The sequence below is a fragment of the Gilliamella sp. W8136 genome (genome assembly GCF_016101285.1).
In the GTDB taxonomy this organism is placed as follows: domain Bacteria; phylum Pseudomonadota; class Gammaproteobacteria; order Enterobacterales; family Orbaceae; genus Gilliamella; species Gilliamella apicola_N.
In genome coordinates, this window is the sequence record NZ_JACFQU010000015.1 from 59,100 (window position 1) to 81,204 (window position 22,105).

Genomic DNA, 22,105 nt, shown 5'->3' on the forward strand with positions numbered 1-22,105 from the left:
TCCCATCCAAAATTAAAGGCGTTATATTACCATAATTAAATTAGATAATAAGTAACTCTTTCGCATTGGCAAGTGTCGCATCGGTAATTTTATCTCCACCTAATAACCGAGCAAGCTCATTTAAACGTCCATTTTTATCTAATCTTTGCATATCTGTTGTGGTTTGTTTGCCACTTGTCTGTTTACTCACAAAGTAATGCTGATTAGCTTGTCCAGCGACTTGTGGTAAATGTGTTACGGTAATCACTTGTGTTGATTCTCCAAGTTGTCTTAATAGCTGTCCGACTTTAGCGGCAGTCGGTCCACTGATACCCACATCAATTTCATCAAAAATTAACGCTGGAGTATCCATTTTTTGCGCTGTCAGTACCTGAATTGCTAAGGCAATACGTGACAATTCACCACCGGATGCAACTTTAGCCAGCGGTTGTAAAATTTGCCCTGCATTAGTGCTAACTAAAAAGGTGACTTGATCGGCTCCACTTTCATTTAATCGATTTTCGTCAAAAGTGATATCGATACTCAATTGCCCATTTGGCATAGAAAGTTCATGCATAATTGTTGTCACTTTCTTGGCTAATGTTTTGCTTACCGTTACCCGTTTTTGGTGTAATTTAGTGGCAAGTTCTAGGGCAATTTGATGATATTTGCTAATGTCTGCTTTTAACTGTTCGCCTTGTTCATCTTGTTGATTAATATGTTTAAATTCGTTAAGTAAATTATGATGTAATTCAGGCAATGCTTCTGGTGCAATATGATGTTTGCGTGCTAATGCAATTTGCTTCGATAACCGTTGCTCAAGTTGCATAACCCGCGCTGGATCAATCTCTAAACTCTCACTGTAGTGACGAAGTTCATAACTGGCTTCTTTTATTTGAATGGCTGCTTCTTCCAACATGTTAAGAATATTATTTAAGGTTGGATCGAGCTCGGATAACTGTTGTACACTGTTTTTAACACTGCTAAGTAAATTGCTAACATTGTATTCATCAGCTTCATCTAATACCATGATTGACTGTTGACTAAGGTTAATCAACTGCTCACTGTTTGATAGTCGTTTATATTCTTCATCAATCTGTTGGTACTCACCTTCAATCGGCGAAAATTCATTTAATTCTTTTAATTGATATTGTAAAAGTTGCAGATGTGCTTCACGGTCTTGTCGTGTGGTTTCATATTGCTGATAAGCTTGGCAGGCCGTTTTCCAATCCTTATGAGCTTGGTGCATTTGTGCAAGTAGCGTTGGTTCATTCATATAATGATTCAACAGCAGTTGCTGATAGTCACTGCGTAAAAGCCGTTGAGGTTCATGTTGTCCATGAATTTGAATAAGCATTTGCCCTATATCTTTAAGTTGGGATATGGGCACGGCTCGACCATTAATAAACGCTTTAGAACGACCATCTTGATTAATCACTCGGCGTAAGATGCATTCATTACCCTCATCAAGTTGATTTTCTATTAACCACTCATATGCAGCGGGGGTGTCATCCAGTATAAAACTTGCTGATATGTCTACCCGATTTGCCCCATTGCGAATCGCTGAGGCATCAGAACGATTTCCTAAACATAGTCCTAGAGCATCAATGGCAATGGATTTCCCTGCTCCTGTTTCTCCCGTAATTGCGGTCATCCCTGTTGTAAAATCAACTAACAACTGATCGACAATAGCAAAATTATTAATAGTAAGTTGAGTTATCATAATAATTAAATAAATACATGCAGCTGATTAAAATTGGAACGAGTATATCAACAAAAACACTGTAAATAAATACAGTTTTTTAAATAAAATGATGATTTTGCTTTGTTCTACCAGATGGTATGGTTGTGTTACCTAGATTTTATCTTGTTTTCAACGTTTATTTACCTCATTTAATAAATAAGCAAGTAGATGACAATGAATGACAATTAAGGAGAAAGAAATTAAACAAGCCATTGATCAGAAAATCTCAATGGCTGGTAAGATAGTTAACTAATACAATGAACTAATCACTTCATAAATTAATTGTAGATTTAAAATAATAAGCGAAATCGTCGCTATCCAACCTAAAATAATGGTTAATTTGCAATTCACAAACTCTTTCATGATTTTTTTATTTGAGGTGACTAAAATTAAAGGAATCATTGAAATTGGTAAAGCAATGCTTAAAAAGACTTGAGTATAGATTAATAAATTCTCAACAATATTTTCTTTATCACCCCAGATATAAATACATAAAATCACAGGTGTAACCGCTAATCCTCGACTGATTATTCGTCTAGCCCAGAGCGGAATAGATAAATGAATAAATCCTTCCATGACTATTTGCCCAGTCAGTGTGCCTGTAATTGTTGCGTTTTGACCCGATGCGAGTAAAGCAACGGCAAATAAAGTTGCCATAATTGAACTTGCCACAGGGCCAACCATATGTGGATCTTTCAATGCATCATAAAGTTGGGTAAATCGACCAAGATTGTCGGGATCATTGCCATAAAAAAGCGCAGCCCCAAGAATTAATAATAAACAGTTTATGATAAATGAAAACGACAATTGTATATTGGAATCGATCGTTGCATATTTAATTGCATCTTTTAAGCTTGTTCTGTTTTGTCTATCATATTTTCTAGTTTGAACGATAGACGAATGCAGATACAAGTTATGTGGCATAACGGTTGCACCCACAATACCAAGAGCAATCACTAATGCGGAATCATGTCCTTTGATTGAGGCAGTAAAAATATCACTTCTAGGAATAAACCCATTTAAAATATCACTAAGCTCAGGAGAGGCTCTTAAAACTTCATAAGCGAAGATAATAAATATTGTCGCAATTAAACAAAAGACAATGGCTTCTATTTTTCTAAAACCAAACTTCATCAAAATTAAAAGGATAACAACGTCAAAAACGGTTAATAACACACCAATTAATAATGGAATATCAAATAATAGATTTAAAGCTACTGCACTACCAATGACTTCAGCAATTTCTGTGGCAATAATGGCTAATTCAGTCGATATCCATAAACAAAAAGCTACTTTTTTACCGACCATTGATTTTGTGGCTTGGGCAAGATCCATACCCGTTACTACGCCTATTTTCACACACATTGCCTGAAGGAGCATTGCAATTAAGCTAGAAATGAGTATTACGGATAGTAATAAATAGCTATAAAGTGCACCACCTTGAATAGACGTGATCCAGTTTCCTGGATCCATATAACCAACAGCAACTAAAGCACCCGGACCAGAAAAAGCCCACAGTTTTCGAAGAAAACTCGCATTAGGATCAGGAATATGAACCGTATTATTGATCTCTTCTAAACTTACTGTGGATATTTTTAACATAATTAAACCTCTAAATTAATATAGTGGCATTATATTTGATAATGAGAATCATTATCAAATAATAAATAATTATTTTGTATTTTTTTAAATTATAATTGCGGTAATGTGTATTATTTAGACTTAAAAGTGTATATTATTTATTCTAATTGAGTTTATATATTAGTATGCTATACCTGTTATGATTGATTAAATAGATATTGTTTCATTTCTCAAAAATGATAACAAAACGCAATTATCTGTTTTAAATAAAAAATTCCTAAAACGTATCCTGCAAGTCTTAAGTAAAACTTATTTTAACTAATTTATTGTGCATTCTCATTTAAATATCCATTAAATATCTATTAAAAATAGTAAGGAATCACTCAAATGTTTGGAAATAAAATAAATCGTAAAATTATCATTTGGACTACACTCATTGGTGGTTTTATTAGTTCATTAGTTAAGTGGGGATCGGAAGTGAATATGCCACCTCGTGTTCCCGGTGAAATTTCGCCGCCAGCTGCACATATTGATGCTTGGCTTGGTTGGTTAGGTATTAATTCGCATTCCCTTGATTATATTTATCAAGGGGCAAATGTTTTAGGTGCTGTGACACTTTATCACTGGCTATTTAGTTTTGCTTTTGCATTTGTTTATGTATTTATTGCCTATTTTTGGAATAAAATTCGACTTTGGTATGGTGCCTTTTATGGGTTGATTATTACGGTTGTTATGCATGGCTTTTTTATTCCATTGTTAGGCTTCCGTCATCCAGCTTATGATCCACAAGGTACCGTTGGCTGGTTATGGAATTTAAATGACTATGAATTATGGAGTGAAATTTTAGGTCATATTTATTGGGGCGTCTCCATTGAAATCTGTATGATTGCTGTACTTGCCCATTTTTCAAGACCAATTTATGGTCAGTGGCGTAAATAATTGACTTATTTTTCAATCCTTCTATTCTAAAAAATAGGAGGATTGTTAATCTTAAGCATATTGATTATTTTTTAAAATTTATTGGTATAAAACGGTTGGATTAACTTTAACTATTCTATCCGTATTTAGGACATTAATTTTTTGTTCAACCCCCCGCTTATCAACGTTCTTTTTATTTAATTGCAATAATAATATTGTTAATGGGTACAAAAAGAATAACTGAAAATAATAATGCAATCACAATATAATCAATGCGTTGCTTGTTGGATTTGAATGCCCAGAAACATAAATTCACAATACAGTTAAAACCAAAAATAATGGTAATAATAATGTTGTGAATTATTTGTGAAGATAAAACGACATTATTGTTATCACCCAACATAGGCAAAATTAAAATGACTTCTAAAATATAAAGATAATATAAAAATTTCATTTTTGTCATTCCTTTAAAAAACTAGTTTTACATTATACTGTTATCCTTAAAATCTGCTAATGATTATTCGTTATAACGATAAAAAAGCAATTTGATATAGTTAAAAACTATATTAATTAATAAAAAACTAGAATTATTCAATAACATTTTTTTTTGCTATCTTTTTAACCACGCAAGAACCGTGATTAAAGGAAAATAAAATGAATACAGCCGTTATTGGATATCCTCGTGTTGGTAAACTTCGTGAATTGAAATTTGCAACCGAAGCCTACTTTAAAGGTAATAAAACCCAAACCGAATTATTAAGTGAAGCTAAAGCATTACGTGCCGAGCATTTACAACAACAAGCTTCGCAAAAAATTGCATTTATTTCGTCTAATGACTTTTCATTTTATGATGCAGTATTAGATACCGCCTGCTTACTTAATGTTATTCCTAAACGTTACCAAGATTTGGGATTACCAGAACTTGATCGTTATTTTGCTATGGCTCGTGGTTATCAAGGTGAAAAAGGCGATGTGCGTGCGCTAGCAATGAAAAAATGGTTTAACACCAATTATCATTACTTAGTACCTGAAATAGAAGATTCCGTGCAGATCAAAGTAGCTGGTAGCAAACCGTTTGACGAATATCAAGAGGCCAAAGCGTTAGGTATACAAACTAAACCTGTTGTTGTTGGTCCATTAACGTTTTTCAAATTAGCACAATATTTAGGTAATAAACAGTTTATTGACTTTAAAGCTGATATTATTAAAGCCTACCAAGAAATTATTCAAAAATTCACAACACTTGGCGCTGATTGGATTCAAATTGATGAACCAATTTTAGTCACAGATCTTAATCAAGAAGATATCGCTTTATTTACAGAGCTCTATCAAGCAATCTTATCCGTTAAAGCTACCACTAAAGTGGTTCTACAAACCTATTTTGGTGATGTACGTGACTGTTACAAAGAGTTAGTGGCTCTGCCGTTCGATGGTATTGGTCTTGACTTTGTCGAAGGTAAACAGTCATTAGCATTGCTTGAAAATAATGGTTTCCCTTCGGATAAAGTATTATTTGCTGGTGTAGTGAATGGTAAAAATATTTGGAAAAATAACTACCAAAAAACGTTAGCATTACTCGGAAAAATTAAGCAAAAAGCAGCTAAAGTTGTAATTAATACTTCGTGTTCATTGTTGCACGTACCTTATACGTTACAAAATGAGACTAAATTAACCATTCAACAACGTGCTTACTTTGCGTTTGCACAAGAAAAACTGCAAGAATTAGCGGAGCTTGGCCAGTTATTTAATGAAGCTAACCCAGAAAATAGTGAGACTTATAAAGCTAACCAAACCCTATTTACTCGTGAGCGTGAAGGGGCAAATCAAGATGTTCGTCAAAAAGTTGCGGCATTAAGTGCCTCTGACTTTACTCGTTTACCTGAATTTTCAGTACGTGAAGCAGAGCAGAAAAAAGCATTTAATTTACCATTGTTACCAACTACAACGATTGGTTCATTCCCACAAACGCCAGATGTGCGCTTAAATCGTGCTAAATTCAAAAAAGGTGAAATTTGTTTGAATGAATACACTGAATTCAATAAGAAAAAAATTGCCGAATGTATCAAATTGCAAGAAGAGATCGGTATTGATGTGTTGGTGCATGGTGAGTTTGAACGAAATGATATGGTTGAATATTTTGGTGAAAGCTTAAATGGTTTTGTCTTTACTGAAAAAGCATGGGTGCAATCTTATGGTACTCGTTGCGTTAAGCCACCAATTGTATGGGGTGATATTTCACGTTCAAAACCAATTACGGTTGAATATTCAAAATATGCGCAAAGTTTAACAGATAAACCTGTTAAAGGCATGTTAACAGGTCCAGTAACGATTCTTAACTGGTCATTCCCTCGTGAAGACATTTCACAAAAAGAATCTGTATTCCAAATTGGTTTAGCTATCGGCGATGAGGTACTCGATCTTGAAGCGGCTGGCATTAAAGTCATTCAGATTGATGAAGCAGCACTTAAAGAAAAATTACCATTGCGTAAGGCAGATTGGAACAGCGAATATCTAGATTGGGCAATTCCAGCATTTAGATTAGTACATAGTAAAGTTCAAGCAGATACGCAAATTCATACGCATATGTGTTATAGCGAATTTGCTGACATCATCAAAGACATTGATGCGATGGATGCGGATGTTATTTCGTTTGAAGCATCACGTTCTAATTTACAGTTGATTGATGTGCTTAAAGCCAATAATTTTAAAACCGAAGTAGGACCAGGTGTTTATGATATCCATTCACCGCGTGTACCGCCTGTGGCTGAAATTAAAGGAACTATTGAGAAATTGCTTGCGAAGATCGATAAACAAAAATTATGGATTAATCCAGATTGTGGTTTAAAAACGCGTGGTGAAAAAGAGGTGGTTGAAAGCTTACAACACTTAGTTCAAGCCACATTAGAAGTAAGAAAGACACTCAAATAATACTGTTTTTCAAAATAATTTAACTTTGTTAAATCTGATATTACCGCCGCCTCATTAGGCGGCGGAAACGTCAATAAGGAAAAATAGTAATGATAACCAATGGATAATGCAGATGAAAACAAATCTACTTTTTAATCAAAAAACGGTGTTCTCCTTTGAGGTTTTTCCTCCTAAAAAAACATCACCTTTAGAAACAATTTACAGTACTTTGCGCGAACTCGGTTATTTTAAACCTGATTTTATTAGTGTTACCTATGGTGCAGGTGGTAGCTTGAATGGTCAAACTACTATCGATATTGCTCACTCAGTTAAGCATACCTATGGTATCGAAAGTGTTGCCCATTTACCGGGTATCAATTTTGATAAAACCGAGATGAAAAAAATCCTTCACGATCTTAAATGTGCGGGTATTGATAATGTACTTGCGTTACGAGGTGATATCAATCCAAATATAAAACCGAAAGATGATTTTCGTTTTGCAAGTGAACTTGTCTCTTTTATTAAAGAAAATGGCGATTTTAACGTAATTGGTGCATGTTATCCTGAAGGGCACCTTGAAGCGGCAACCATTAAACAAGATTTAATTCATTTGAAAGAAAAAGTGAACGCAGGTACCGATCAACTGATTTCCCAATTGTTTTTTGATAATGATTATTTTTATGCCTTTTTAGATAAAGCGCGTGATATGGGCATTGATGTACCCATTGAAGCGGGAATTATGCCGGTAACGAATAAAAACCAAATTGAACGTATGGTTTCAATGTGTGGTGTTAATCTACCTAAGAAATTTAAGCAAATGATGGAAAAATATGAACATCATCCAGATGCATTCCGTGATGCAGGTATTGCTTATGCTATCGATCAGATTGTTGACCTAGTTTCGCAAAATGTTGACGGTATCCATTTATATACCATGAATAATAGCTATATCGCTCGAAGAATTAGTGAAGCAGTATCAACGTTACTTGCCGTTCCAAAATCAATATAGTTTTATCATTAAGAAAATTTAGAATAGGGTTGGGAGGAATTGGTTGCGGGGGCTGGATTTGAACCAACGACCTTCGGGTTATGAGCCCGACGAGCTACCAAGCTGCTCCACCCCGCGTCAGAGAGGTGAGTTATATTATAGTAATAAAATAATAAATCAATACTATTCTTTACTGAACGCATCATTTTTACACATTTCTTAACAAATGAGCGTAATTTATATACTAAATTGTATGGCTTCTGAATATTTTTTATAAGATTCTACTTAAATGAGTTTACTGATTAGTTTAGGTTTGGTGTGATTAAAACGATTAATAAGGCATTATTTATAAATAAAAGTAATTTAAATGCTGAAACGGTATACACTCCTGAATAATTTTTACAAAATTCTACTTTACTAAGTTCACTGATTAGTTTAGGTTTGGTGTGATTAAAACGATTAATAAGGCATTATTTAAACATAAAAGTAATTTAAATGCTGAAATGGTATACACTCCTGAATAATTTTTACAAAATCACTTTAATTATTTTTAATCCATTGCTCTATTTCTTTAAAATGATTAATTAAAATGTGTTTCTCATTTTCGATATTCACCATAAATTTGTTTTAGATATCAATTCTGTCATGAGTTGATAGATGTTTTATCTGTTGTTCTATCGCGTCTATATTATGTTTGATATTGGTAATGATACGACGTAAAAATTCATCCATATTTAGATTATACTTATTTTTTATTTTACCGTTTTATTAGACTGAATATTTTAACAAAATTCCATTTTATGGTTTAACTACTATTATGCTAACATCATTAAAATTACATAATGTTTATTTAATTGGAAAAGGAAAAAAATATGTCAACTCAATATCATGGATCTTGTTTGTGTGGAAAAGTTAAATTATCTGTTCCATTTGCCAATACGGATTTTAGTGCATGCCATTGCCAAACTTGTCGTAAATGGAGTGCCGGGCCTTTAATGACCTTAGCGCACAGTGGTGATTTAACAATAGAAGGACAAGAGAACATTACCCATTTTAACTCATCACAATGGGCGGAAAGAGCATTTTGTAAAGAGTGTGGCTCTCATCTTTATTATCATTTAAAAGGTACGCAAAATTATTATATTGCAGCTTGGATCTTTGACGATATTAAGGATTTAAAATTCACGGCTGAAGTCTTTATCGATAAAAAACCAACTTGCTATGCGTTTGCTAATCAGACTCACAAATTAACCGAAGCAGATATTTTAGCAATGGCGGAAGGAAAGGCTTAAAAAATAAATTATAACTTGATGTATTTATAAAAAAAGACGAGCATTGCTCGTCTTTTTGGTTATTGATAAAGTGCCTGTAATGGTATCACACTGTGAGCCGGATCGTAATCTAGAGCCGACGTTGTGGCATAAGCAGCATTCATAGTGGTATCGTAATGGACTTTATATTGAATAGCACTACGGCGCAGGATTTTAGAGGCTTCAATGGCAGCTCGTCCTGAGGTTGTGTTAAGAATATAACTGTATTGACCATTTTTGATATGATCATGAATATTTGGCCGACCTTCATTTTCTTTCTTGACAATTTGACAGGCAATTCCTGCTTGTTGCAATGCTTTTGCTGTGCCAAGTGTGGCATCAATACTAAATCCATGAGCGATTAATCGTTTAGCAACTTCTAATAGACGTGGTTTATCTTGTTCACGAATAGAAAGTAATGCTTTGCCGGATTTTTTCATATTCGACAAGCTGCCAAGCTGTGCTTTGGCAAAGGCTTCTGCAAATGTTTTACCAATTCCCATGACTTCGCCGGTTGAGCGCATTTCTGGTCCTAAAATTGGGTCAACACCGCTAAATTTATTAAATGGTAATACTACCTCTTTAACGGAATAATAAGGCGGAATCACTTCTTGAGTGACATTTTGCTTGGCCAGCGATTGCCCTGTCATGACACGGGCAGCAATTTTAGCCAGTGGTAAGCCAGTCGCTTTCGAGACAAACGGCACCGTACGGGCTGCACGTGGATTAATTTCAATCAGATAAACTTGATTATCTTTGACCGCAAATTGCCCATTCATTAAACCTTTTACATTAAGTTCAAACGCCAATTGTTTCGCTTGTTTTCGCAGTTCAGCTAAAATTTCAGGGCTTAAGGTATGAGTTGGCAGTGAACAAGCTGAATCGCCCGAGTGGATACCGGCTTGTTCAATATGTTCCATAATGCCACCAATAACGATTTGTTCGCCATCTGCAATCACATCAATATCCACCTCAATGGCATCATCTAAAAAGTGGTCAAGCAGTACTGGCGCATTATTGGATTCACTTACTGCGGTTTTAAAGTAGCGTCGTAAATCTTGTTCATTGTATACAATTTCCATTGCTCGTCCGCCTAATACATAAGATGGACGCACCACAAGTGGATAACCGATTTGCTCTGCCTTGATCACTGCTTCATCAATATCGGTTACGGTGGCATTAACGGGCTGTTTTAAATTTAATTTATCAACTACTTCTTGAAAGCGTTTGCGATCTTCAGCTCTATCTATGGCATCAGGTGAAGTGCCAATAATAGGAATTCCAGCAGCTTCAAGGGCTCGCGCCAATTTCAGCGGAGTTTGTCCACCATACTGCACTATCACGCCATCAGGTTTTTCAACGTGGGCAATTTCAAGCACATCTTCAAGGGTAACTGGCTCAAAATAGAGTCGATCGGAAGTATCATAATCGGTTGAAACTGTTTCGGGATTGCAATTTACCATAATGGTTTCAAAGCCATCTTCACGTAAAGCTAAAGCAGCATGTACACAGCAGTAATCAAATTCGATTCCTTGTCCAATACGATTAGGTCCTCCTCCTAAAATCATAATCTTTTTACGATTAAATTGTGGATTGGCTTCACACTCTTGTTCATAGGTTGAGTAAAGATAGGCGGTATCGGTTGAAAACTCGGCTGCACAAGTATCCACACGCTTATAAACTGGGTGAATATCATATTGTACGCGCAGATCTCGCACGGCTTGTTCTTGAGTATTAAGCAGTTTAGCAATACGAAGATCCGAAAAGCCTTTACGTTTAAGTTGCCATAATGTCTCTTGATCAAGATCATTAATGGTTTGTTGCTTTAAGCGGTTTTCTATTTGCACTAGTTCTTCTATTTGCACTAAGAACCAGCGATCAATATGAGTTAATAAAAACACTTCATCAACGGTAAAACCCGCTCGAAAAGCATCGGCTATATACCAAATGCGATCGCTACCTGCTTCTTGTAATTCGTAACGAATTTTAGCAAGATTCTTTTCATCGCTAGCATCATCGATTTTTTCATCCAATCCGCACGCACCGACTTCTAAACCGCGAAGTGCTTTTTGCATCGATTCTTGGAACGTTCGGCCAATTGCCATCACTTCGCCTACTGATTTCATTTGCGTGGTTAAGCGATCATTGCAACCAGCAAATTTTTCAAAATTAAAACGTGGGATTTTAGTCACGACATAATCAATAGACGGTTCGAAAGAAGCAGGCGTTTTACCGCCAGTAATATCATTGGAAAGCTCGTCAAGTGTATAACCGACGGCTAATTTAGCTGCAATCTTGGCAATAGGAAAGCCGGTTGCTTTAGAGGCTAACGCTGAAGAGCGTGATACCCGAGGATTCATCTCAATGACAATTAATCGTCCCGTTTGTGGATCAACCGAAAATTGCACGTTTGAACCGCCAGTTTCAACACCAATTTCGCGCAATACCGCAATAGAGGCATTACGCATGATTTGATACTCTTTATCTGTCAAAGTTTGTGCCGGTGCAACCGTTATTGAATCACCGGTATGAATGCCCATTGCGTCAAAGTTTTCAATCGAACAAACAATAATACAATTATCGTTTTTATCACGCACAACTTCCATTTCATACTCTTTCCAGCCAATCAGTGATTCGTCGATTAGGAGTTCATTGGTTGGGGATAAATCAAGTCCACGAGTACAGATTTCTTCAAACTCTTCTTGATTATAAGCGATGCCACCGCCTGTTCCGCCCATCGTGAATGATGGACGAATAATACAAGGAAAGCCCACTTGTTCCAGTACCGCATAAGCTTCTTGTAATGAGTGAGCAATGCCCGAACGTGCGGTATCCAGCCCAATTTTTTTCATTGCCTGATCAAAGCGTTTGCGATCTTCAGCTTTATCAATCGCATCTGCGGTAGCGCCGATCATTTCAACATTAAACTCTTTTAATACACCTTGTTTTTCAAGTTCTAATGCGCAATTTAATGCCGTTTGTCCGCCCATCGTTGGTAAAATGGCATCGGGTCGCTCTTTTTCAATAATTTTGCGCACACATGTCCAATGAATTGGCTCAATATAGGTGGCATCCGCCATTTCAGGATCGGTCATAATGGTTGCTGGATTAGAGTTAACTAAAATTACTCGGTATCCTTCTTCACGTAATGCTTTACATGCCTGAGCGCCTGAATAATCAAATTCACAAGCTTGACCAATAACAATTGGGCCTGCGCCAATAATTAGAATACTTTTAATATCTGTTCGCTTAGCCATATTATTGCTCCTGCTTATAAATTTTAATTAATTCGATAAAGTGATCAAAAAGTGGCGCAGCATCGTGTGGACCCGGACTGGCTTCAGGGTGTCCTTGAAAACTAAATGCAGGTTTTTGATTATGATGAATCCCTTGTAATGAACCATCAAATAAGGATTTGTGTGTGGCTCGTAAATGTGCGGGCAAGGTGCTTTCATCGACAGCAAATCCGTGATTTTGTGCGGTAATCATGACACGATTATTTTCTAGATCCTTAACAGGATGATTACCACCATGATGACCAAATTTCATTTTGACGGTTTTCGCACCGCAAGCGAGCGCTAAAAGCTGATGTCCTAAACAGATACCAAAAACTGGAATATTGGTGGTTAAAAACTGCTTAATTGCCTCAATGGCATAAGTGCAAGGAGCGGGATCACCAGGACCATTTGATAAAAATATTCCATCTGGGTTTAATGACAATACTTCATTTGCAGGTGTTTTAGCGGGTACAACTGTTAATTTACATCCTCGTTCAACTAACATCCGTAATATATTTTGTTTAACGCCAAAATCATAAGCAACCACATGATAAGGCAATTCACTGTCCGCTTTGGGTGTAGGATGCTCTTGTTGTCTTGTCCAAATACCGCAAGTCCATGTGTAACTTTCCTTACAAGTCACTTCTTTAGCCAAATCTAATCCACTTAACCCTTTATAATTTAGTGCCTCTTGTTTGGCATTTTCGGCTTTATCTAATAAGGTCTGTTTATCATTAGCCGTAATAATCACACCATGTTGTGCCCCTTTTTCACGTAAAATACGGGTTAAACGACGCGTATCAATATCCGCAATTGCAATTACGTTATGCTTTTTTAAATAACTGGAAAGATCCATTTCACTTCGGTAGTTGCTCGCCATTAACGGCAGATCGCGAATAATCAGTCCTTTTGCATAAATTTGGTTAGATTCGGCATCCGCATCATTTGTTCCTACATTACCAATGTGGGGATAAGTGAGAGTAACTAATTGTTCCGAATAAGAAGGATCGGTTAGGATTTCTTGATAACCTGTCATTGAAGTATTAAATACTACTTCCCCAACAGTCTGTCCATTAGCACCAATTGATTTGCCAATAAATTGCGAACCATCTTGTAACATAAGGAGGGCATAAGTTTGCATGATTAAAAAGGCCTTTTGAATAAGTTGTCATTATTTTTGAATAAAAATTCAAATTTACTTATCTGTTAAGTTACAGTGATTGGCATTTTATTACACTTTTTTATACAAAAAAAGCAATATTATAAAAATTATTTTAATAATTAAATCTAATTTTTGAGACTTTTTGACGAGTTAATAAAATATGAAGGTTATTTTGATGTTTAACTTGAATTTGCATAATTATTCAAATAGAATCGTGTGAATATTTACGGTTATTAGGAGCCACATTATGCACGGTTTTTATCAACGTCACTTTTTACGCCTACTCGATTTTACCCCTGCCGAAATCAATCAATTAATTAATCTGGCTATTGAATTAAAACAAGCTAAGCAGCAAGGGCTGGAACAAAAGTATTTACTCGGTAAAAATATTGCTCTTATCTTTGAAAAAGATTCAACACGTACGCGCTGTGCATTTGAAGTTGGTGCTTTTGATCAAGGCGCAAACGTTACCTATTTAGGGCCGAGTGGTAGCCAAATTGGGCATAAAGAGTCAATTGCTGATACTGCACGTGTGCTTGGTCGTATGTATGATGGCATTGAATATCGTGGTTATGGGCAAGAAATTGTTGAAACTTTAGCAAAATACGCGGGTGTACCTGTATGGAACGGTTTAACTACTGAAGCCCATCCAACCCAAATTTTAGCTGATTTTATGACCATGAAAGAACATATTGGCGATAGAGCATTAAGCAGTGTTAAATTTGCCTATTTAGGTGATGCACGAAATAATATGGGAAATTCGTTAATGGAAGGGGCGGCATTAATGGGTATGGAAATTCGTTTAGTTGCGCCAAAAGCCTGTCAACCCGAAGCTCAATTGGTACAGAAGTGTCAAGAGATAGCCAAAACGACAGGTGCTAAAATTATTTTAACTGAAGATGTTGCTTCAGGTGTTAAAGATGTTGATTTTCTTTATACCGATGTATGGGTATCAATGGGTGAACCGAAAGAAGTGTGGGATGAGCGTGTAAAATTATTAACGCCCTATCAAGTCAATCAAAATGTCATTAATTTGACTCATAACCCAAATGTGAAATTTATGCACTGTTTACCTGCTTTCCATGATATGAATACCACGGTTGGCAAACAAATGGCAGCACAATACGGTTTAAAAAATGGCTTAGAAGTGACCGATGACGTCTTTGAATCGAAACACAGTATCGTATTTGATGAAGCTGAAAACCGCCTCCATACGATTAAAGCGGTAATGGTTGCAACGTTAGTGAAAGACGAATAATATAGTTGATTATCATAAATACTTAGCTTAGTTTAGCTTTGATAAGCAACGTTTTTGCCGACTTAAAGTCGGCATTATTTTATCTAAAAGACCTTTAACATAATGACAAAACAAGAGCGAAATAAAGACTTTAAAAAATATGTGCAATTAACCAATCCTATCCATTTACTTGCGGTGGGTTTAGGGTCTGGTATGTCACCTATTATGCCCGGTACGATGGGATCGGCAATGGCAATACCACTTTGGCTGCTATTTAATGGTTTGCAACCGTATTTATATTGGGTGTTAATTGTCGTCGCTTTTATTTTTGGTTGTTTTTTATGTCAAAAAACGTCGGATGATACTCATACTCATGATTCAGGACATATAGTATGGGATGAATTTGTTGGTATGTGGATCACCCTATTTTTTATTCCACAAATCTCTGTTTTATGGATTGCTATGGCTTTTTTTGCTTTTAGAGTCTTTGATATGGCAAAACCTTGGCCGATTCGTTGGTTTGATAAACGAGTACCCGGAGGTTTTGGTATTATGGTTGATGATGTCATTGCGGCTATCTTCTCTTCAGTTACTGTTTATGTGTTAGCTTTGCTAATTAAGTAACAACTTTTATTGCTAACATAAATAGGAATTGATTGTAATCAACCGCATCAAAACAGAAGAGTAAAAGCGATTTGTCTTAAGATAGAAACGATGCATTAATTAAAACATTTTTTGTGACCAACCTAATTTACTTGAAAGATTATTAAAATAGTCGTAATCCTTTGAGTGAATTAAATTAAATTCATATGAAGAACGGCGGATAATGACATCGTGTGATGGTTTTACGGGTAAAATGATTTGGCTGTCACAGGCAATATTCAAATCCAAGGCTGTTGTTGGGAATTTAAGATGAATAGGATTATCCCCTTTAATCACTAATGGTCTAACCGCTAAAGAATGCGGAAACATTGGTGTAATAATCAAGGCATCTAAATGGGGCGCTAAAATAGGTCCACCAGCCGAGAGTGAATACGCTGTTGAGCCAGTCGGAGTAGCAATAATTAACCCGTCGGCACGCTGCGAAAATGCATTACGCTCATTAATATAGACATCATAATCAATCATATGTGCAACTGTATTTGGGGTTATCACAATTTCGTTTACGGCGAAGCCTGAGTTAATCATTTTACCGTTATCAAATATGGATACTTCTAATAAAAAACGCGGATCATCGACATATTCACCTGCAATAACGGGGCTTAATTGTTCAATTACCTGTTCATGAGAAATATCAGTCAAAAAACCTAGATTACCTCGATTAACCCCAATCACTCTGATTTTATAGTGAGATAAGTATCGTGCTGAGCGTAACATATTGCCATCTCCACCAACCACAATAGCTAAATCAGCTTGCTCGCCAATTGTTTCCAACGAGGCATAATGGCTAACTGGAAATTGAATATATTCGGCTAATCTATCTTCTACTAATACACGAATACCAAGTTTAACAAGCCAATCATAAAGCACTTGATGGGTTTCAATTGCTTCTAATTTACGTGGAAGTCCAATTAGACCAATGCATTTAAATGGAGTCACCATAAAATATCCTTACCTTATTTTTTCATAAACATCTGTATTTTTTCGGTATAAATTAAAAAAAATACATATCAATGTCTCGATAAGCTTGTAATAATAAAAATTGTCCCCATAATAACCGTTATTCATTAAGTTTTCGACTACATTTGGAGTACCTTATGACAGAACAAGATAAAAATATGTCAGAAAATGAAGCTAACATTGACACCCCAGCAGAAGAAACAACAGAACAACCAGCGGCAGCGCAGCCGGATTTAGAAGAGCAATTGAAAGCAAAAGATACTCGTATTGCCGAGCTTGAACAAGCTTTACAATTAGCTAAAAAGAATGAAAGCGAAGCGATGATTCGTGCGCGTGCTGAAATTGATAATGTTCGTAAACGTGTTGAGCAAGATGTCGATAAAGCACGTAAATTTGCGTTAGAAAAGTTTTCAAATGAATTATTACCCGTCATTGATAACTTAGAACGTGCTCTATTATCTACTGATAAAAATAATCCGGAACATCAAGCCACCGTTGAAGGTTTAGAACTGACATTAAAATCGTTCCTAGATACGGTCAAAAAATTTGGTATTGAAGTTGTTAGCACGGAAGATTCCCAATTAAACCCTGATGTGCACCAAGCAATTAGTATGGTTGAATCACCTGAACATCAATCAGGACAAATCGTTAATACAATCCAAAAAGGTTATACTTTAAATGGTCGATTAATTCGTCCAGCGATGGTTATTGTGGCTAAATAATCGTATCGTCGTAAATAGTAGATGGTTTAACCGCCATCTATAAATGGCGGTTAATTTTATTTTTTACGTTGTTCTTCACGCATCAGTTTTTTCATCTTTTGTTCAATTCGCTGACGTTTTAATGGTGAAAGGTAATCGACAAATAATTTACCTTTTAAATGATCCATTTCGTGTTGTATACAAATAGCAAGTAGGTCGTCGGCATCAATTTCATAAGGATTTCCATCACGATCTAGTGCTTTGATTTTAATTTTTTCCGCTCTTGGTACAAACCCTCGACAATCAGGTATTGATAAGCAACCTTCTTCAATTCCTGTCTCGCCTTCTTTACTGATCACTTCAGGATTAATAATCACATAAGGTTGACTTTTGTCTTCGGTTACATCAATTACAATGATCTGCTCATGTATATCCACTTGTGTTGACGCAAGACCAATGCCTTTTTCTGCATACATGGTTTCAATCATGTTATCGATAATGGTTTGTAACTCTGGCGTAAATTGGGTGACGGGTTTAGCAACTTTGCGGAGTCGCTCATCAGGGAAACGTAATACCGGTAAAATAGCCATAAATTCTTCGATCTACTCCTCAAAAGTCAGATTAGTTCAGTTTATTACTCATTGTAAACATTTATCATGTCATTGAATAGCCCTTATTGGCTATTGGTAGTATTTATCTTATCTATTCAGAAAATTAAATTTATTTAACATGAGTGCAAAAAGTTATGATGAGTAAATATGAATTCTTATTACGAATTTCAATGCTTGGACAAGGAAAACTTGCAATTTTAAAAAAAATTAGCCAAATTTTTGGTACAGATCTGCCTAATATAATTAATAATGTATCGTTTTTACTTGAGAAATTAGCATTAACTCAAGAGCAACAAGAAAAGTTTTTAGCTACTTCTTATTTTCATTTTGAACCGATACTTGAATGGCTCGATACTCCTTATCCTCAAAAGCATTTGATTGCGTATTGTGATTCAGATTATCCGATTTTGCTTAAGCAAATTAATTCACCACCAATATTTTTATTTATTATGGGAGATTGTCAGTTACTACACTCTCCACAAATTGCTATGGTTGGCAGCCGTGAATTTAGTGAATATGGCGCTCAATGGGGACGATATTTTGCTGGTGAATTAGCCATTAACGGGTTAACCATTACCAGTGGTTTGGCACTGGGTTTAGATGCGATTTGCCATCGTGGTGCACTTGAGGTAGGCGGTAATACTATTGCCGTACTCGGTAGCGGATTAGCTAATATAGCACCAAGATCAAACCTAAATTTAGTGAATGATATTTTAGCGCAACATGGTGCGATAGTATCAGAATTTTTACCTTTTGAAAAAGCAAGAACAGAATATTTTCCACGGCGTAATCGAATTATCAGTGGGCTAAGTTTAGGGACTTTTGTTATTGAAGCATCAGAAAAAAGCGGTTCGCTAATAACGGCCCGTTATGCACTTGAGCAAAATCGTGATGTATTTGCATTGCCAGGAGATATTGATAATCAAAACTGTGTTGGAACACATTCTTTAATTAAGCAGGGTGCCTATTTAGTTACTGAGCCAATTGATATTTTAGAGCATTATAGTCGTTATTTATCAACAATAAATCGACAAACAAAAAACGAGGATGACCTCAATAATCATATTTTGTATCCTGAAATTTTTGCTGTCATTCATCATCAACCTATTGCAGTTGATACAATTGCATCATTGGTTAATTTATCGATTCCTGAACTTACCAGTAAATTATTAGATATGGAAATCGCTGGATTAATTATGACGGTAACAGGGGGATATATTCGCAAGCGAACGATCAAATAATAGATAAACTATTGTCAAAAAGTTTGAGGTGATGACCGTGTTTCAGTAAAAAACCGCCGATATTTATCGGCGGCAAGAATGATATCTTATTCTTCTATTTCTAAGGCAATTTCAGACAGAATAATACCTGTATTATCCGCATAGACAAAATCACCAGAGAAGAATGTTACGCCACCAAAGTTAACACGAATATCAACTTCACCAACGCCTTGATTTTCAGCGCCTACAGGAATTGCGGTAAGTGCTTGAATACCAATTTCAGCTTCAGCTAAATAGTCAACTTGGCGAACGGCACCATAAACAATAATACCTTCCCATTGATTTTGCACTGCAATATCAATTAGTTCTGCATCAATCAACGCACGACGCACTGAACCACCGCCATCAATTACTAAAATTTTTCCTGTGCCGTCAGTTTGCAGAGTTTCAAAAAGTAAACCATTGTCCTCGAAGCATTTCACTGTCACAATTTGTCCAGAAAATGATGTCACACCACCAAAATTACTAAATATAGGTTCCACTACGTTAACATCTTCTGGGTAGTAATCGCAAAGAATTGAAGTATCAAACTCCATCATCAGGTCTCCTTTTGCTGTCGTATTTTAATACTATATAGTATAACGCTAACATCAAGTAAAACGATATTAAAATTAAATAATCGTGAGCTAGCTCAAAATTATCCCCAAACAATAAAGTAAATTAATCAATAAAGCAAGTTTGACCATTTGTAATAGTAAAGGGAACGCATCTTTTGCTGTTTTAAAACGAAAAACGGCATAGATATGTTCAATTAACAAAGGTAGACCGAGCATAAATAGCCAACCCCAACGAGGATTTAGATAACTATAGGAGAATATGCTAAATGAGCATAATGAGATCACCAATAATAGAAGGTGATAAACTCGCCCACGATCTTTGCCCATTAAAACTACCAGTGTTCGTTTGTGATTCATTCTGTCACTGTCTATATCACGAAGATTATTAATATTAAGTACTGCAACGGACAATAATCCACAGCCTAAAGCTGGTAAAATAATTGGTATTGGTAATGTTTTGGTTTGTAAGTAATAGCTTCCTATTACACTAATTAGACCAAAAAAGATAAGAACAGATAGATCTCCAAGACCTATATAACCATAAGGTTTTTTACCTACCGTGTAAGTTATTGCTGCAATAATAGATAATATTCCTAATAGTATAAAACTTAAAATTTCATAAATATTATTACAAGCTAAATAAATTAAAGCCAGTCCAAATAAAATACATAAAAAAGTATTAATCCATAATGCTTTTTTTAATTGATTAAGCGTAATTAAACCTAACTGCAAACCCCGTTTATGCCCAGTTAAGTTTTGATCATCACTGCCTTTAATCGCATCACCATAATCATTGGCTAGATTCGATAAAATTTGTAGTAATGATGCGGTAATAATTGATAAGAGCATAATCAGTGGATCAAAAGACCGACCCCAATACGCAAGCGTATTACCCATCAAAATGGCACAAAGTGATAATACTAATGTTTTAGGGCGTAAACTAATAATCCATGGATAATATTTATTGGACATACAACATATTATTTATTTAAAAAATCAAGCATTCATCATATCAGTAATCAATAATATATTCACGTTTTAGTACTAACTAATTGACGGTTTATTATGAATTTTTGGATTTTTAGGCCGTAAAAATTTCTTTAATTTTTTGAAATATCCTCTGACTTTTCCTTCTCGTAGTGCAGCAATAAAAAAGCCTAATGAACCATACATTACACCGAGAAAAAGAATCATAAATATATTAAATAAATTGTCTGACAGACCTAATCCCATCTGATTTACGCCGGCAATCATATTCGTTGCCCATGTTGATGGCAGCATTCTCGATACTGTTTGTACCCATAAAGGCATCGCATCAAGTGGCCATATGGTACCAGATAGGTAAAATACGGGCGTGGTTAAAAAAGCTAAAGTTAAATAGATCATCTCCGCTCGGCGTAAACACTCTGTAAGCAATTTACTTAAGCCCAAAATTCCTAATAATAGAGGAAATGTCATAATAATAATTTCAGGTATACTGGCTAATTGCCGATAACCGAGTAGCCATGGCCATAATCCAAATAGGACTATAGATAAAAATAACCATATTGGAATAATACCGAATAGACTTCCGAATATAACAATCCTTGGTGGCTTACCTTGTGGCAAGGAGTGTAGGGTAATATTGATTCGCGTTGAGGCAATTAAAAAGGAGTGTTGCAACAACATGACTAGTAGTCCAGGAAAGGTTATTGCTGCAAAGCTGATACCAGCATTATAAAGTGGCATCGTTTGCCCTTTTATTGGCGATAAAATGATATTAATCTGCTGATCAGAAAACCCGCCATTACGCATTACTCGCATATTATATTCGGTCAATATTTGTTGATATATTCCCTTAATATCAACTTGTATCAAACCATTAGCTAAACGGCTAGAAGCATCGCCATAAGCAGGAATGGTTACATCTTGACCATTTAATAAGCGTTTTTCAAAATCCCTTGGAATGGTAAAAACTGCAAACAATTTACGATTGTTTATATCATCATAAGCTTGTAATGAATTTTCATAGGTTAGGACATTGATTTTAGAACTGGTAGTTAAAGAACGAATCAAACTGCGGCTCGTCGCGGTATGATCTTGATCGACAATAGCAACGGGTAAATTAGTGATAGTACCATTAAGATAAACAAGACTCATTAATGAGACAGATAATAGCATCAATAACCACATTGGTCGCATTAGCATAAAGAAAAACATTTTTACAGCTGAAGAAAAAAATAGCTTAAGCAT

18 protein-coding genes and 1 tRNA gene are annotated in these 22,105 nt (G+C 35.6%); 8 read left to right on the plus strand and 11 right to left on the minus strand.

The annotated features are described in order from the left end of the window. Positions 1–40: 40 nt before the first annotated feature. Together recN and H3T96_RS10975 are read right to left on the minus strand one after the other, a co-directional pair. Positions 41–1,702: a DNA repair protein RecN gene (gene recN / locus H3T96_RS10970; protein ID WP_086326115.1), complete on the minus strand. Its 1,662-nt coding sequence runs from the start codon at positions 1,700–1,702 to the stop codon at positions 41–43. A gap of 270 nt (positions 1,703–1,972) precedes the next feature. Beyond that, a complete protein-coding gene (locus H3T96_RS10975) occupies positions 1,973–3,325 on the minus strand; it encodes an Nramp family divalent metal transporter (RefSeq protein WP_086325864.1) in 1,353 nt (450 codons plus the stop codon). 366 nt (positions 3,326–3,691) lie between these two features. Between H3T96_RS10975 and H3T96_RS10980 the strand changes: the two genes are divergently transcribed. Then, positions 3,692–4,243 carry a DUF1440 domain-containing protein gene (locus H3T96_RS10980; protein WP_144092621.1) on the plus strand — a complete coding sequence of 184 codons (552 nt, stop codon included), beginning with the start codon at positions 3,692–3,694 and terminating at the stop codon, positions 4,241–4,243. 172 nt (positions 4,244–4,415) lie between these two features. Here the strand turns inward: H3T96_RS10980 and H3T96_RS10985 are convergent, their stop codons facing one another. Next, positions 4,416–4,676: a hypothetical protein gene (locus H3T96_RS10985; RefSeq protein WP_086325866.1), complete on the minus strand. Its 261-nt coding sequence runs from the start codon at positions 4,674–4,676 to the stop codon at positions 4,416–4,418. Between the two features lie 200 nt (positions 4,677–4,876). Here H3T96_RS10985 and metE point away from each other — a divergent pair, with 200 nt between their 5' ends. Together metE and metF are read left to right on the plus strand one after the other, a co-directional pair. Next, positions 4,877–7,150: a 5-methyltetrahydropteroyltriglutamate--homocysteine S-methyltransferase gene (gene metE / locus H3T96_RS10990; protein WP_086325867.1), complete on the plus strand. Its 2,274-nt coding sequence runs from the start codon at positions 4,877–4,879 to the stop codon at positions 7,148–7,150. 112 nt (positions 7,151–7,262) lie between these two features. Further along, the gene (gene metF / locus H3T96_RS10995; protein WP_144092623.1) at positions 7,263–8,138 is read left to right on the plus strand and encodes a methylenetetrahydrofolate reductase [NAD(P)H]; all 876 of its coding nucleotides are present in this window, start codon (positions 7,263–7,265) and stop codon (positions 8,136–8,138) included. Between the two features lie 40 nt (positions 8,139–8,178). On the opposite strand, the gene H3T96_RS11000 is transcribed toward metF, so the two are convergent. Further along, a tRNA-Met gene (locus H3T96_RS11000) sits at positions 8,179–8,255 on the minus strand. Positions 8,256–8,989: 734 nt separating this feature from the next. On the opposite strand from H3T96_RS11000, the gene H3T96_RS11005 reads away from it, so the two are divergent. Further along, positions 8,990–9,409 (plus strand): GFA family protein, encoded by a 420-nt coding sequence (locus H3T96_RS11005; protein ID WP_144092625.1) that lies wholly within the window; start codon positions 8,990–8,992, stop codon positions 9,407–9,409. Positions 9,410–9,468: 59 nt separating this feature from the next. On the opposite strand, the gene carB is transcribed toward H3T96_RS11005, so the two are convergent. Then, positions 9,469–12,684: a carbamoyl-phosphate synthase large subunit gene (gene carB / locus H3T96_RS11010; RefSeq protein ID WP_144092627.1), complete on the minus strand. Its 3,216-nt coding sequence runs from the start codon at positions 12,682–12,684 to the stop codon at positions 9,469–9,471. A gap of 1 nt (position 12,685) precedes the next feature. Next, entirely contained in the window at positions 12,686–13,846 is a 1,161-nt protein-coding gene (carA, locus tag H3T96_RS11015; RefSeq protein ID WP_144092629.1) for a glutamine-hydrolyzing carbamoyl-phosphate synthase small subunit, read from the minus strand. A gap of 268 nt (positions 13,847–14,114) precedes the next feature. Here carA and argF point away from each other — a divergent pair, with 268 nt between their 5' ends. Then, on the plus strand, positions 14,115–15,125 hold the full coding sequence (gene argF, locus H3T96_RS11020; protein WP_144092631.1) for an ornithine carbamoyltransferase: 1,011 nt from the start codon (positions 14,115–14,117) through the stop codon (positions 15,123–15,125). A gap of 102 nt (positions 15,126–15,227) precedes the next feature. Further along, entirely contained in the window at positions 15,228–15,728 is a 501-nt protein-coding gene (locus tag H3T96_RS11025) for a phosphatidylglycerophosphatase A (RefSeq protein ID WP_144092633.1), read from the plus strand. 99 nt (positions 15,729–15,827) lie between these two features. On the opposite strand, the gene nadK is transcribed toward H3T96_RS11025, so the two are convergent. Beyond that, a complete protein-coding gene (nadK, locus tag H3T96_RS11030) occupies positions 15,828–16,706 on the minus strand; it encodes an NAD(+) kinase (protein WP_065738102.1) in 879 nt (292 codons plus the stop codon). 155 nt (positions 16,707–16,861) lie between these two features. Between nadK and grpE the strand changes: the two genes are divergently transcribed. Beyond that, positions 16,862–17,446, plus strand: coding sequence for a nucleotide exchange factor GrpE (grpE, locus tag H3T96_RS11035; RefSeq protein ID WP_086308186.1), 585 nt, complete (start codon positions 16,862–16,864; stop codon positions 17,444–17,446). A 56-nt stretch (positions 17,447–17,502) separates the two neighbouring features. Here the strand turns inward: grpE and def are convergent, their stop codons facing one another. Beyond that, a complete protein-coding gene (def, locus tag H3T96_RS11040) occupies positions 17,503–18,015 on the minus strand; it encodes a peptide deformylase (RefSeq protein ID WP_144092635.1) in 513 nt (170 codons plus the stop codon). 155 nt (positions 18,016–18,170) lie between these two features. Between def and dprA the strand changes: the two genes are divergently transcribed. After that, positions 18,171–19,277 carry a DNA-processing protein DprA gene (gene dprA, locus H3T96_RS11045; protein WP_086328804.1) on the plus strand — a complete coding sequence of 369 codons (1,107 nt, stop codon included), beginning with the start codon at positions 18,171–18,173 and terminating at the stop codon, positions 19,275–19,277. Between the two features lie 86 nt (positions 19,278–19,363). On the opposite strand, the gene rraA is transcribed toward dprA, so the two are convergent. The 3 genes from rraA to H3T96_RS11060 all read right to left on the minus strand — a co-directional run bounded on the left by rraA (position 19,364) and on the right by H3T96_RS11060 (position 22,105). Further along, positions 19,364–19,852 carry a ribonuclease E activity regulator RraA gene (gene rraA / locus H3T96_RS11050; protein WP_144092673.1) on the minus strand — a complete coding sequence of 163 codons (489 nt, stop codon included), beginning with the start codon at positions 19,850–19,852 and terminating at the stop codon, positions 19,364–19,366. Between the two features lie 90 nt (positions 19,853–19,942). After that, positions 19,943–20,845: a 1,4-dihydroxy-2-naphthoate polyprenyltransferase gene (locus tag H3T96_RS11055; RefSeq protein WP_144092637.1), complete on the minus strand. Its 903-nt coding sequence runs from the start codon at positions 20,843–20,845 to the stop codon at positions 19,943–19,945. A gap of 72 nt (positions 20,846–20,917) precedes the next feature. Beyond that, on the minus strand, positions 20,918–22,105 hold the full coding sequence (locus tag H3T96_RS11060; protein ID WP_086325875.1) for an ABC transporter permease: 1,188 nt from the start codon (positions 22,103–22,105) through the stop codon (positions 20,918–20,920).